The sequence below is a fragment of the Actinomadura sp. GTD37 genome, assembly GCF_041951365.1.
GTDB lineage: Bacteria > Actinomycetota > Actinomycetes > Streptosporangiales > Streptosporangiaceae > Spirillospora.
Genome location: NZ_JBGNUS010000005.1, coordinates 96,366 through 109,095 on the forward strand (window position 1 = coordinate 96,366; position 12,730 = coordinate 109,095).

Below are 12,730 nucleotides of genomic sequence, written 5' to 3' on the forward strand. Positions count from 1 at the left end.
CGACCACGTCGCACGAGCGGAGGAACCGCATGATCTACCTCGTCTACCGAATGAAGCTCACCGAACGCGCCCGGCGGAACATGAAGGAGTTCTGGGCCTGGCTGGAAGAACGGGAGCGCTGGTTCTACCGCGATCTGCCGACGGTGCGGGAAGTGCGCTGGCACTACAGCGTGGTCGGCGACGTCTACACGCTGGAGAACTGGGCCGCGTTCGAGGACGAGGCGGCCTGGGGCGCCTACCGGGCCGCGCTGGCGACCCTCAAGGCCGACGGCGACTGGGAGGACCAGCGGGTCGCCCAGGACGACTGGTGGGACTTCCTGGACACCCGGATCGTCGCCGACCCTCCCGTCCACGTGGGCTTCCGCCGCCAACCGGCGGCCCGCTGAGCGCCGCCTCCGTCCGGAACGCTCCCGAGCGTTGAACTTGAAAACATCAGACCTATTGACACCCCGGCCCCAAGGTCCGTAGTTTGCTGCATCGGAACAGCGTTCCCCCTTCCGGAACAAAGCCGCCTAACCCCTATGGAGGAGCAGGTGCGCAAGCCTGTCATCATGTGCGCCGCGACCGTCGCGGCGCTCGCCCTGGCCGCGTCCGGATGTTCGGGCAAAGACGCCAAAGGGAAGCCGGCTATCAAGGTCGGACTGATCGCTCCGATGAGCGGCGCGTTCGCCGTCCTGGGCATCTCGCAGCAGAACTCGCTCCAGGTCGAGATCGACCGGGTCAACGCGGCCGGGGGCGTGGACGGCGCCGACCTCTCGCTGGTCACGCGGGACATGGCGCTCGACCCCACCAAGGCGGTGCAGGCCGCCAACGAGTTCGCCGGGGACGATCAGATCAAGCTGATCATCGGGCCCTCGATCACCGCCTTCTACTCGGCCGCCAAGGGCGTTTTCGAGCAGCACAAGAAGGTCAACTGCCAGCCCGGGGTGTCCACCGGAGATTTCTCCTCGCTGCGCTATGGATTCCGTTCCCAGGACCCGGCGAGCCTCGATATCCAGAAGGTCCTCGAATATCTCCAGCAGCAGAAGGCCAAGACGTTCGGCCTCATTTACGAGAACGACGACACCGGCAAGCAGACCGACGCCATGCTGAAAGCCAAGGCGAGCGAATACGGCCTGAAGTATCTGGGCTTCCAGCAGACGCGGACCGACGACCAGAGCCACAAGGTCTACGTCGAGAAGCTGAAGGACGCCGACGCGATCCTGCTGTCCAGCAACGTCGGCGGCGCCAAGACGATGGCCGCCGCCGGGGAGGTCGGCTACAAGGGCCGGCTGCTCGGCACCGGCTCGGGCATGCAGAACATCTCGTTCGTGGAGGCCGCGGGCGACCACGCCCAGGGGGCGATCTTCCCCGCGCCCAACTACCAGTACCCGATCCGCGACCGCGCCCAGTGGGAGCCCGGCTACCGCGCGCACATCGAGGCGATCGAGAAGCGGTACGGCAAGAACGTGGGTCCGAAGACGGGCGCGTCCTCCCCCAAGGGCACCGCGATGGCCGCGGACTGCGTGTTCGCCTACGCCGCCGCCGCCAAGACCGCCGGGGGCACCGACCCGGCCAAGGTCGCCGCCGCGCTGGAGAAGCTGGCCGTGCCGGCGGCGCGGACGCCGTCCGGCAACGCGATCAAGTCGGGGCCGTCGCACGAGTTCTACGGCATCGACGGCATCCACCTCTACCAGTGGAACAAGGACGCCCAGGGCTGGTTCACCAAGCAGCTGGACGCCGCGAAGTGACGACGCAGGTCTGGGTGGACGGGGTCTTCACCGGGGCGGTCTACGCCCTGGTGGCCCTGTCGCTCGCGATCGTGTTCCAGCCCACGGGGGTGATGAACTTCGCCCAGGGCGAGGCGCTGGTGCTGGGCGCCGTGGTCGGGTACCAGGTCGTCACCCTGACCGGGTGGGGCTGGCCGGCCGCGGTGCTGGTCACGGTGCTGGCGGCGGTGCTGATGGGCATCGCCACAGAGCGGATGATCATGCTGCCGGTGCGCCGGTCCGGATCCCGGCACGCCTGGATCGTGGCCACCCTCGCCGCCGCGCTGATCTTCCAGGCGCTGTTCACGCTGCGGTACTACGACGTGGACGCGCTGCGTCCCGACCCGATCATCGCCGGCGGCTTCGACCTGTTCGGCGACCCGGTGTCCTGGCAGCAGGTGCTGGCCGTCGCCGTCGCCGTCGCGGTGATGGCGGGCTACGACGCGTTCCTGCGCCGCACCGCCTACGGGCGGGCGATCCGGGCCGCGTCGCACGACTCCGACACCGCGGTGCTGCTGGGCGTCCCGGTGCAGCGGATCGTGGTGCTCAGCTTCGTCATCGCCACGCTGATCTGCGCGGTGGCGGGACTGCTGGCCGGGCCGGTGCTGTTCATCGGCCCGGCGGCCGGACTGATCTTCACCATCAAGGGGTTCACCGCCGCGGTGATCGGCGGGGTCGGGTCGCCGCGCGGCGCGCTGGCCGGCGGAATGATCGTCGGCCTGCTGGACGCCGTGGTGCGCAACCTGGTGAACGCGACCGCGGGCAACCTGGTGGCGTTCGTGCTGCTCGGCCTGATCCTCGTGGTGTTCCCCTCGGGCCTGTTCGGCAAGCGGACGGAGGCGCTCTGATGGCCCGCACGCAGATCCCCGCGGCCCGGATCGGGCGGGCGCTGCCCCCCGTCCTCACCGCCGCGGCCGGCGCGGTGCTCCTCGCCTGGCCCGCGATCACCGACTTCTACAGCTACAACGCGAACTACTACAACGGGATCGTCGCGGCGGCCGCGATCAGCGCCATCCTCACCATCGCGCTCAACCTGTCGATGGGCTACGGCGGGATGCTGTCGATGATGCACACCGGGCTGCAACTGCTCGGCGGGTACGCGACGGCGGCGCTGGTGGTGAAGGCCGGGCTGCCCTGGTACCTCGGCCCGCCGTGCTCGATCGCCGTCGCGGCGGCGGCGTCCGCGCTGGTCCTGGCGATCAGCCTGCGCGCCGCCTACCTGTACTTCGGCATGATCACGATGGCCGCCAACCTGATCGTGCTGGAGGTCGGCCGGGACTGGGACGGCCTCACCGGCGGCGTGGTCGGCCTGATCGGCGTCGCGCCCGGCGGCCTCTCGAAGGTGGCCTTCTACTACGTGGTCCTCGCGCTGCTGGCGCTGGTGTACGTGTTCCAGCGGAACCTGGTGCGCAGCGGCCACGGGCGGGCGTCGCTCGCGGTGCGCGAGAGCGAGGACGCCGCCGCCGCGATGGGCATCCGCCCCGCCACCACCAAGCTGCTGATGTTCACCGTGTCGGGCGCGGTGGCCGGGCTGTCGGGCGGGCTGTACGCGCTCCAGCTCGGGTTCATCAACCCCGACGTCGGGCTGCTCGACAACGGGCTGGTGTTCTTCGTCGGGCTGTTCGTCGGCGGGATCGGCACGCTGGCCGGTCCGGTGCTGGGCGTGGCCCTGGTCGCGGTCCTGGTCGAGCTGATCAAGGACTACGCGCGGTACACCACGCTGATCCTCGGGCTGGCGCTGCTGGCCGCGATGATCCTGCTGCCGCGCGGGGTGGTCGGCACCTGGCGGGCCGGCCGGTTCGGCCGGATCGACGACGCCGACGACGACGGGCCCGAGGTCCCGGCGGAGGAGCTCCCCGCGGTGCTCCCGGAGCTGGCGGTGCCGGACGTCCCGGCGCTGGAGGGCCGCGGGCTGGTCAAGCACTTCGGCGGGGTGAAGGCGGTGGACGGCGTCGACATCGCCGTCCGGGCCGGGACCGTGCACGGGATCATCGGCCCGAACGGGTCCGGCAAGTCGACCACGGTGTCGTGCCTGACCCGGTTCCACAAGGTGGACGCGGGCGAGGTGCTGGTCTTCGGGGAGCCCGCGCCGGCGCGGCCGTGGGCGGTGCCGTCGCTGGGCGTCACCCGGGTCTTCCAGGTGCCGCACCTGTTCGAGCAGCAGAGCGTCCTGGACAACGTGCTGACCGGGATGCGGCGGCGGGAGCACTACGGCTGGCCCGCGGCGGTGCTGCGGCTGCCCGGCTACCGGCGCCGCGACCGGGAGGGCCGGGCGGAGGCGGCGGCGCTGCTGGCGTTCGCCGGGCTCGCCGGGCGGGCGCACCGCCGGGCCGGCTCGCTGTCGCACGGGCAGAAGCGGCTGCTGGAGGTGGTGCGCGCGGTGGCGTCCGGGCCCCGGGTACTGATCCTGGACGAGCCCGCCACCGGCCTGACCGGCACGGAGATCGAGGCTCTGGCCCGGCTGTGCCGCGCGTTCCGCGACCGCGGGCTGGCGGTCGTGCTGATCGAGCACAACGTGGAGTTCGTCATGGGCATCAGCGACGCGATCACCGTCATCGACGGGGGCCGGGTGATCGCCGCCGGCGCGCCGGACGAGGTCCGCCGCGACCCGGCCGTGCTGGAGGCGTACCTGGGCCGCCCGGACCTGGTCGAGGAGGCGGCGGAGTGAGCGCGCTGCTGGAGCTGGCCGGGGTGCACGCGGGGTACGGCGGCGTCCGGGCGCTGCGCGGGATCGACCTGACCGTGGACGAGGGCGAGTTCGTCGTCCTGCTCGGGCCGAACGGCGCGGGCAAGAGCACCACGCTCCGGGTGCTGTCGGGCCTGGTGAAGCCCACCGAGGGCGCGGTCCGGTTCGGCGGGCGGGACATCACGCGGATGCCGGGCTGGCGGCGCGCCGGGCAGGGCATCGGGCACGTGCCGGAGGGCCGCCGGATCTTCCCGGACCACTCGGTGCTGGAGAACCTGCGCCTCGGCGCGTTCTCGGTGCGGCGCCGGGAGGCCAAGCTGCTCGCCGAGGTGCTGGAGCTGTTCCCCCGGCTGGCCGAGCGCCGCGACCAGCCCGCCGGGACGCTGTCCGGCGGCGAGGCGCAGATGCTCGCGGTCGGCCGCGCGCTGATGGGCGAGCCGCGGCTGCTGGTGCTGGACGAGCCGTCGCTCGGCCTGGCGCCGCTCAAGGCCGCCGAGGTGTTCACGCACGTCAAGCGGCTGCACACCGAGCGCGGGCTGTCGGTGCTGCTGGTCGAGCAGCTCGCGCTGGTCGCGCTGCGGCTGGCCGAACGCGCGTACGTGATGGAGCGCGGCACGATCGCGCTGTCGGGCCCGGCGGAGGACGTCGCGGCCGACCCGGCCGTGCAGGCGGTGTACCTGGGGGCCGGCCCGGCCTCCGGCTGAACTGGACGGAGCGCGCATGCGGTACGACATCGTGGTCGTCGGCGCCGGGACGGCGGGCATCCCGTGCGCCGTGGCCGCGGCGGCGGCCGGGGCCAGGGTGCTGCTGCTGGAGAAGGCCGCCGGCGTCGGCGGGACCCTGCACGTGTCGGCCGCGCACCTCGCCGGCGGCGGCACCCGCCGGCAGGCGGCCCGCGGCATCGCCGACTCCCCGGCGGCGCACGCGGACGATGTCGCGCGGATCAGCGGCGGCACCGTGCGGCGCGACCTGCTCGACCTGGCGGCCCGGCTCGCACCGCGGACGATCGACTGGCTGGAGGACGAGGGGATCGCCTGGGCGCCCGAGTCGCCGCGCATCGTCCACGGCCACGAGCCCTACGGCACGCCCCGCACGGTCTACGCGCAGGACGGCGGGCTCGCTGTCCTGGCCGTCCTGCGCCGCCTCCTGGACGAGGCGGTCGCGGACGGGGCGGTGGAACTGCGCCTGGGGACGCGCGTCGCGGCCCTGCCCGACGGCCCGGGCGTCCGGCTGGAGGACGGCACCGAGATCGCGGCGCCCGCCGTCGTGCTGGCGACCGGCGGCATCGCCGCCGCTCCCGGCCTGTTCGAGGAGCTGGAGGGCGTGCCGCTGTTCAGCGCGGCCTGGCCGACCTCGACCGGCGACGGCCTGCGGATGGCCCGCGCCGCCGGGGCGGCGGTGGCCGGGCGGGGCGCCTACATCCCGACGTTCGGCGGCCTGCCCGCCGAGGCGCCCGGCGGCCGGATCGCGTTCACGCCGCGCCCGCTCCTGGTCGCGGCCGAGCGCCCGCCGTGGGAGATCTACGTCGACCGGCGCGGGCGCCGGTTCACCGCCGAGGACGAGCCGAGCATCGACCGCAAGGAGCGCCTCCTCATGGAGCGCGTCCCCGACCTGACCTTCTGGACGGTGTTCGACTCCCGGGCGCTGGTCCAGTCGCATCCGGTCGTGCTCGGCTGGACGCCCGAGGAACTGCGCGGCCACGCGGGCCGCCGCGCCGGCGTGCACACCGCCCCCGGCCTCGCCGGGCTGGCGGAGGCGGCGGGGATCGACCCGGTGGGGCTGGCGGCGACCGTGGAGCGCTACAACGGGTTCGTCGCCGCGGGCGCCGACCCCGACCACCACCGCTCCCACCTGCCCGCCCCCATCGCCGAACCGCCCTTCTACGCGCTCCGCAACCACGGCACGACGCTGATCGGCTTCAGCGGCGTGGACGTCGACTCCGAGCTGCGGGTGCGGCGCCCCGACGGCTCGGTGATCGGCGGCCTGTACGCCGCGGGCGAGGTGCTCGGCGCCGCCGCCACCAGCGGGCACGCCTTCTGCGGCGGCATGCTCGTCACCCCCGCGCTGTCGTTCGGCCGGTTCCTCGGCACTCGCCTCGCCGGTGGGGGGACCCGGTGATCGCCGTCGTCGCGTCCGCGCCCGCCGGCTCCGGCCCCGCCCGCCTCGCGGGCGTGCGGGCGCGCCGGTCACCCGTAGGCGGTCGTCCCGGGCTTGACCACGCCGAGGAACGCGGCCAGCAGCACCATCGCCCACACCGCGTACACGTAGGGCAGGCAGCCCCGCACGGAGGCGCGGATGTCCCGTTCGACCTCGGGCGACGAGCCCGCGGCCATGAGCCGTGCGAAGGCGGGGCCGAACGGCCGCAGCCGCCACCGGATCATGACGCCGCCGACGATGCACAGCGCGTACGCCGCCGCCTTGGCGCCCAGCCACCTCGGGTTCGTGGTGACGCCGAACGGCTCGGGCACGGCGATCGTGTAGGCCGCGACGCCGAGCAGCGCCGCCGCCAGCCCGCCCCGCACGGCGAGGTCCAGCCGGCGCGCGACCCGGCCGAGCGGGGTGGCGCCGCGCGCGTGGTCGTACAGCACCAGGGCCAGCCAGGCGAGCCCGCCCGCCCAGGCGAGGGCGACCGTCCAGCCGGGCAGCAGGCCGCGCCCGAACGGGCTCGCGGCCATCAGCGTGACGCCGCTCGGCAGGAACAGCACCAGGCAGACGCGCGGCGCCATGTCCACGACGCTCATCACCTTCGCGCCGACCGCCCGCGCCTCGGGCGACAGGTCGGGGCGCAGGATGAAGCGGCTGGCGTAGAAGACGCCGAGGTCGCCGCCGAGCCAGTAGACGAACAGCAGCAGGTGCAGCAGCACCGCCATGCTGTGGAGATCCAGGCCGTGCGCCGCGTCGATCACGTTGCAAAACTATTTGTCTGATGTATATAGGTCAAGAGCTGCGGCCGGTGCACTTTGGCCGGGACGGCGCAGGTCGGCGACCCCGCCAAGCGAACCCACTCCCGCTGCTCGTCCTCGCCCGAAAGGACGACTGTTCGCCGCGTACTCGGTTCCGAGCGACGACACGCCGGACTCGCGTGTTTCCCTGATCGAAACGGCGTTTCGAAATGCTTGGCCAGCGCGCCGTCCTGCCTTAGAATCTAAAAAGTCTGACCTTATCTCGCGCAACCTCGCGCGCACCGCAGGGAGAGGGGGGCCGATGGCGGGCATCGCCACCGTCCGCGTCCTCGGCCGGGGCGGCGGCGGGGACTCACCCGGGCGGCCCCCCGCGCCGAGATCCGCACCGCCCGGGACGTACCGCTTCGCACTCACCGCCGAGTTGACCGGGAGCATCGTTTGAAGCCGTTGGAGGATGTCCGCATCATCGCTGTGGAGCAGTACGGGGCCGGTCCGTTCGGGAGTGTGCATCTGGCGGATCTGGGTGCGGAGGTGATCAAGATCGAGGAGCCGCGGTCGGGGGGTGATGTGGGCCGGTACGTCCCGCCTTATGGGGAGGGTGAGGACTCGTTGTTCTTCGAGACGTTCAACCGGAACAAGCGCAGTCTGTCCCTGGACCTGTCGACGGACGCGGGGCGGCGGGTGTTCGAGGACCTGGTGAGGGTGTCGGACGTGGTGTACTCCAATCTGCGGGGTGATGTGCCGGCCAAGATCGGTATCACCTACGACGCTCTGAAGCATCTGAACCCGGCGATCGTGTGCTGCTCGCTGACCGGGTTCGGGATGACCGGGCCGCGCAGCGCGGAGCCGGGCTACGACTACGTGCTGCAGGGGCTGGCGGGCTGGATGGACCTGACCGGGGAGCCCGGCGGTCCGCCCACCAAGTCGGGGCTGTCGCTGGTCGACTACTCCGGCGGGTTCGTCGCGGCGATCTCGCTGCTGGCCGGGCTGCACGCCGCGCGCCGCGACGGCACCGGGATGGACTGCGACGTCAGCCTCTACGACACCGCGATCGGGCTGCTGACCTATCCCGCGGTGTGGCACCTCAACGCCGGGTTCTCCCCCGCCCGCACCCGCCACTCCGCCCACCCCTCCCTGGTGCCGTTCCAGGCGTTCCAGGCCGCCGACGGCTGGTTCATCGTCGGCTGCGCCAAGGAGAAGTTCTGGACCAGGCTCGCCACCGTCGTCGGGCACCCCGAGTGGGCCCGCCCCGACTCCGGATACGGCACCTTCGCCGACCGCGCCGCCAACAAAGACACCCTGCTGCCGCTGCTGGAGGACATCTTCGCGCAACGCACCGTCGAGGCCTGGCTCACCGAGTTGTACGCGGCGTCCATCCCCTGCGGCCCCATCAACAACGTCGAACAGGCCATGCACGAAGACCACACCCGAGCACGCGGACTCCGCATCACCACCGAACACCCCCGCTTCGGCACCGTCGAGCAACTCGCCTCACCCGTCCGCGTCGGAACCCAACCACCCGAATACCGCCGGGCACCCCTCCGCAACGAAGACTTCGACCTGGTCACCCGCCAAATCGCCGGATACGACGACACCACACTGGAAGAACTCCGGAAGCAAGGCGCCTTTGGAGAGGCGCCATAGCGACGGCCCGGACTCCGGGACGTCAGCGGGCCCGGGGGGCGTGGACCCACGCGCGCTCGGCGAAGTCCTTGTCGGGCAGCACCGCCTCGACGGGCTCGAACTCGTCCGGCGCGAGGTGGCCGTAGCCGTGGGCGATGATGTCCCGGTAGAGGGTGTCGGGGACGATGAGGACGAAGTCGGCGTCCGGGCTCCCGGCGAGCGCCCGGCGGGCCGGCGCTGAGTCCAGCAGGCGGTGGACGGCGATGGTCGAGTCGCCGATCCAGCCGTTCACGCCCGGCACGACGTGCCCGCGGTGGAGCGCGACCCTGATCCTGATGCGGGCGCGGGCGTTCAGGTCCCGGTTGACGTCGGCGAGCGCCGACCGCAGGCCCTCGACCAGCAGCGGGATCACCCGGGACTCGTCGATGGCGGCCGGCAGGATGGCCAGCTGGCCGTCGCCCGCCTGCTGGCGTTCGACGTCGTCCTCCGTGACCCCGGCGTGCCGCCGCGCCGCCTCCAGCACCTCGACGAACCGGCGCTGGGCGCGCGCCGCCTCCGGGTTGTGGAACCGGCTGAACTTCTCGATGTCCGCCGCGAGGCAGAGGCGCACCCCGGAGGAGGCGTGCGCGTCCCCGGCGGCGGAGCCGTCCCAGGACGAGGCGGGCGGCGCGGGCCGCCCCGGCGGCAGCGCGAGCGCGAAGGCGGGCGCCTCGCCGCTGCGCGCGTGCAGGAGCCGCGCGCGGTGGCCGCGCCGGACCATCGACACGTCCGCCCTGACCGTCCCGGTGACCTCCGGCACGTCGCGCGGCACCCGGACGACGGCGTGGACGGCGTGGCGCCACGGCAGCGGGGCGCGTGCCGCGAAATCGCCGAAGAACCAGCCGAACGAGGACTCGCCTATGCCCGAGCCGGAGACGGGTCCGCCGTACCGGAGGCGCTCTTCCCAGGAGGGCGGCGCCCCCGGGTGCCCGGCGGCGTCCAGGCTCACCGCGACGACCCGGGAGTCGTCGAAGCGCATCTGCAGGAACACCGCCGCGAAACGCGTCGACGCGGTGGGCGGGCGCAGGTCGAAGGCGGCCCAGAGGCCCAGCTCGTCGCCGCCGGAGCCCGCGCCGTCCGGCCGGTCGCCGGGCGGCGCCCAGTACGCGACGGGACGCCCGAAGGAGACGCTGCCCATCTCGCGCCGGGCCGGGGACCGCCCCGATGCGAGCGGGGTCCGGCGCAGCACGTCGGCGGAATCCAGCGGGGGCCCGGACGTGTTCCGGTCGTCGTAGCGGCGCGACTGCACGAGGCAATCTAAGGCCGTCACCGGACACCGCTGCAAGGACGCGGTCACGGACCTGTCAGGTCAGCCGCTGGAAGATGACGTGGAAGACGAGGAACGCCGCGAAGCCCAGCAGGAGGCTGCCGATCGCGTTGACGGCGGCCCTGGTGTAGGCGCCGTCCTGGATCAGGTGGACGGTGTCGAGTTCGAACGTGCTGAACGTGGTCAGCGCGCCGCACAGGCCGGTGCCCATCAGCGCCTCGACGTAGCTCCCGGTCCCGGCGCCGTGCAGAGCGCCCAGGGCGCCCGTGCCGAGGAGGTTGACGGAGAGCGTGCCCCACGGCATGGACTTCCCCGCGGCGGCCTTGACGTAGCCGTCCACGACGTAGCGGACCACGGCTCCCACGGCGCCGCCCGCGAGGACCAGGAGCGACACGATCAGGGTCGTCACGGCGCCCCCCCGGTCTCACGGTGCGGGATCCTCCGCCCGAGCACGAGGCCGGCGGCGATCGCGATCCAGCCGAGCACGACGCTGGCGGCCGCGTAGCCGATGCCGAGGCCCGGCCTGCCGCCGTCGCCGAGCGTGTAGACGCCGTCGATCAGGTGCGAGAACGTGGTGAACCCGCCGAGGTAGCCGGTCACCGCGAGCGGGCGGGTCCAGGGGTGCGGACGGCCTCCCAGCAGGTAGCTCGTCAGGATCCCCATGGCGAGGCAGCCGAGGATGTTGACGGTGAAGGTGTTCCACGGGAACCCCAGCTTCGCCGCCGGGATCGCCTGGCTCAGCCCGTAACGGGCGAGCGCGCCGAGCGCGCCCCCCACCGCGATGTCGGCGATGACCCGCGGTTTCAGGCCGGGGAGGGGCGGCGGCCCCTTGTGCGGGTGGAGCACGCGGGCCTCGGCCCGCTCGCGGTGGTGCAGGCGTCCCCGCAGCGGCTCCCTCACGGCGCGGGAAGGAATCGGCGGACGGCGTCGACCGTGCGCTGGAAGGCCGCGTCCACCTCCGGGGAGCGGTCGCCGAGCATCCGGGCCCACGCCCCGCAGTCGCCGGGCAGGACGCTCGCGCCGGCGCGCAGGCCCGTCCCGGCGAGCGCCTCGTGCAGGGCGTCCGCGACCTCCCGCGCGGGTCTCGCCCGCGTGACGACGTACAGGGACGCCGTGAGCCCGAACCCGCCCATCACCGCGGGGCCGGTCACCGGGTACTCGTCCGGGACGAGCCGGACCGGGTCGGCGAACAGCAGGCGGCCGTCCGGGTCGCGGACCTCCAGGTCGGCGCAGTAGGCGGTGTAGGCGTGCCACTCGCCGCGGGCCAGCCGCCCGGCCATCAGCTTCTCGCCGAGGACGACGGTCGCCTCCGGGTCGGCGGTGACGCTCATGCGCTGGTAGAACCGCGAGTCGCCGAACGGGATCGTGGTCGCGGGCAGGTACTCGACGCGGCTGCCCGGCCCGGCGGCGAGGTCGACGACCTGCGTGGCGTAGTCGTGCTCCATCCGGTAGATCCGCGTGGCGGTCTGCGTGGTGAAGTGCACGGACGTCCCCGGCCCGCAGTCCAGCCCGATGCGGAACCGGTCGCCCTGCAGGACGCCCGCCCCGGACGTCATGAACAGCACGTGCGGCGTGTCCGGCCGGGCGGGGTCCGAATACAGGGGGCGGGTCGTGTGCAGCGGCGCCTTCTGGAAGCAGCCGGTCAGCTCCGTCCGGCCGCCCGCCACCGCGAAGCCGAGCTCCAGCACGCCGACCTTGCCCGGCGCCCCGACCGGGAGCGTGTCCGGCGTGGCGGCGTGCCGCGCCACCTCGGCGGGCAGCCACGCCGGGGCGCAGCGCTCCGGCGCCGTCCGGGCGAGGCCGGCGGACCCGCCCGCCTCGCTCATCACGCCGGTGAGCACATCGCCTCCCGCCGCGCGAGGACGAAGTCGGCGACGTCGGCGACCCCGGTCCCGGTGAGGCAGTCGGTCAGCACGACCGGGCGCGGGCCGCGCACCTTCCGCGCGTCGCCCTCCATCACCGCGAGGTCGGTGCGCACGTACGGCGCGATGTCGATCTTGTTGATGACCAGCAGGTCGGAGTCGGTGGTGCCCGGCCCGCGCTTGCGCGGCATCTTCTCGCCCTCGGCGGTGTCCAGGACGAACACGAACACGTCGGCGAGGGCCGGGCTGAAGGTGAGCGTCAGGTTGTCGCCGCCGCTCTCGAACAGCAGCACGTCGATGTCGGCGAAGCGGTCGAGCATCTCCGCCGCCGCCGCGAGGTTCATCGTGGGGTCGTCCCGGACGGCCGTGTGCGGGCACGCCCCCGTCTCGACGCCCACGACCCGCTCGGCGTCCAGCGTGCCGGCGAGGGTGCGGCGGACGTGCTCGGCGTCCTCCTGCGTGTAGATGTCGTTGGTGATCACGCCGGGCCGGTGCCCCCGCTCCACCAGGACGGGGACGAGCGCCTCGATGAGCGCCGTCTTCCCCGACCCCACCGGCCCGCCGATGCCGATCTTGTACACCTGCTCCAGATCCATGACGTC

General features: G+C 73.2%; 13 protein-coding genes. 7 read left to right on the plus strand and 6 right to left on the minus strand.

From position 1 onward, the window contains the following. The first annotated feature begins 29 nt into the window (after window positions 1-29). The 6 genes from ACA511_RS25015 (at window position 30) to ACA511_RS25040 (ending at window position 6,552) form a co-directional block, all read left to right on the plus strand. Entirely contained in the window at window positions 30-386 is a 357-nt protein-coding gene (locus tag ACA511_RS25015) for a hypothetical protein (protein WP_375027029.1), read from the plus strand. Between the two features lie 147 nt (window positions 387-533). Then, entirely contained in the window at window positions 534-1,730 is a 1,197-nt protein-coding gene (locus tag ACA511_RS25020) for an ABC transporter substrate-binding protein (RefSeq protein WP_375027030.1), read from the plus strand. Then, complete coding sequence (locus ACA511_RS25025) at window positions 1,727-2,596, plus strand: branched-chain amino acid ABC transporter permease (RefSeq protein ID WP_375027031.1); 870 nt, start codon at window positions 1,727-1,729, stop codon at window positions 2,594-2,596. Before ACA511_RS25020 ends, ACA511_RS25025 begins: the two co-directional genes overlap by 4 nt. Next, window positions 2,596-4,416: an ATP-binding cassette domain-containing protein gene (locus ACA511_RS25030; RefSeq protein ID WP_375027032.1), complete on the plus strand. Its 1,821-nt coding sequence runs from the start codon at window positions 2,596-2,598 to the stop codon at window positions 4,414-4,416. The genes ACA511_RS25025 and ACA511_RS25030 overlap by 1 nt, the downstream gene beginning before the upstream one ends. Continuing rightward, window positions 4,413-5,138, plus strand: a complete 726-nt coding sequence (locus ACA511_RS25035; protein ID WP_375027033.1) for an ABC transporter ATP-binding protein — start codon at window positions 4,413-4,415, stop codon at window positions 5,136-5,138. The genes ACA511_RS25030 and ACA511_RS25035 overlap by 4 nt, the downstream gene beginning before the upstream one ends. A 16-nt stretch (window positions 5,139-5,154) precedes the next feature. Next, complete coding sequence (locus ACA511_RS25040; RefSeq protein WP_375027034.1) at window positions 5,155-6,552, plus strand: FAD-dependent oxidoreductase; 1,398 nt, start codon at window positions 5,155-5,157, stop codon at window positions 6,550-6,552. Between the two features lie 68 nt (window positions 6,553-6,620). Here ACA511_RS25040 and ACA511_RS25045 read toward each other — a convergent pair whose 3' ends face one another. Next, entirely contained in the window at window positions 6,621-7,340 is a 720-nt protein-coding gene (locus tag ACA511_RS25045) for a hypothetical protein (RefSeq protein ID WP_375027035.1), read from the minus strand. Between the two features lie 444 nt (window positions 7,341-7,784). Between ACA511_RS25045 and ACA511_RS25050 the strand changes: the two genes are divergently transcribed. After that, the gene (locus ACA511_RS25050; RefSeq protein ID WP_375027492.1) at window positions 7,785-8,981 is read left to right on the plus strand and encodes a CaiB/BaiF CoA transferase family protein; all 1,197 of its coding nucleotides are present in this window, start codon (window positions 7,785-7,787) and stop codon (window positions 8,979-8,981) included. A 22-nt stretch (window positions 8,982-9,003) separates the two neighbouring features. Here ACA511_RS25050 and ACA511_RS25055 read toward each other — a convergent pair whose 3' ends face one another. From ACA511_RS25055 to ureG, 5 genes are read right to left on the minus strand one after another with little or no spacing between them, the layout of a single operon-like run. After that, window positions 9,004-10,248, minus strand: coding sequence for a hypothetical protein (locus tag ACA511_RS25055; protein ID WP_375027036.1), 1,245 nt, complete (start codon window positions 10,246-10,248; stop codon window positions 9,004-9,006). A gap of 55 nt (window positions 10,249-10,303) precedes the next feature. Next, entirely contained in the window at window positions 10,304-10,675 is a 372-nt protein-coding gene (locus tag ACA511_RS25060; protein ID WP_375027037.1) for a fluoride efflux transporter FluC, read from the minus strand. After that, the gene (locus tag ACA511_RS25065) at window positions 10,672-11,166 is read right to left on the minus strand and encodes a fluoride efflux transporter FluC (protein WP_375027038.1); all 495 of its coding nucleotides are present in this window, start codon (window positions 11,164-11,166) and stop codon (window positions 10,672-10,674) included. Before ACA511_RS25065 ends, ACA511_RS25060 begins: the two co-directional genes overlap by 4 nt. After that, window positions 11,163-12,107 carry an urease accessory protein UreD gene (locus tag ACA511_RS25070; RefSeq protein WP_375027039.1) on the minus strand — a complete coding sequence of 315 codons (945 nt, stop codon included), beginning with the start codon at window positions 12,105-12,107 and terminating at the stop codon, window positions 11,163-11,165. The genes ACA511_RS25065 and ACA511_RS25070 overlap by 4 nt, the downstream gene beginning before the upstream one ends. Further along, complete coding sequence (ureG, locus tag ACA511_RS25075) at window positions 12,092-12,724, minus strand: urease accessory protein UreG (RefSeq protein ID WP_375027040.1); 633 nt, start codon at window positions 12,722-12,724, stop codon at window positions 12,092-12,094. Before ureG ends, ACA511_RS25070 begins: the two co-directional genes overlap by 16 nt. Window positions 12,725-12,730: the final 6 nt, after the last annotated feature.

What these genes read in the sequence shown, in the direction of transcription:
- ureG (WP_375027040.1), bottom strand. Translation starts at nt 12,724, where the DNA reads ATGGATCTGGAGCAGGTGTACAAGATCGGCATCGGCGGGCCGGTGGGG.
- ACA511_RS25030 (WP_375027032.1), top strand. Translation starts at nt 2,596, where the DNA reads ATGGCCCGCACGCAGATCCCCGCGGCCCGGATCGGGCGGGCGCTGCCC.
- ACA511_RS25015 (WP_375027029.1), top strand. Translation starts at nt 30, where the DNA reads ATGATCTACCTCGTCTACCGAATGAAGCTCACCGAACGCGCCCGGCGG.
- ACA511_RS25040 (WP_375027034.1), top strand. Translation starts at nt 5,155, where the DNA reads ATGCGGTACGACATCGTGGTCGTCGGCGCCGGGACGGCGGGCATCCCG.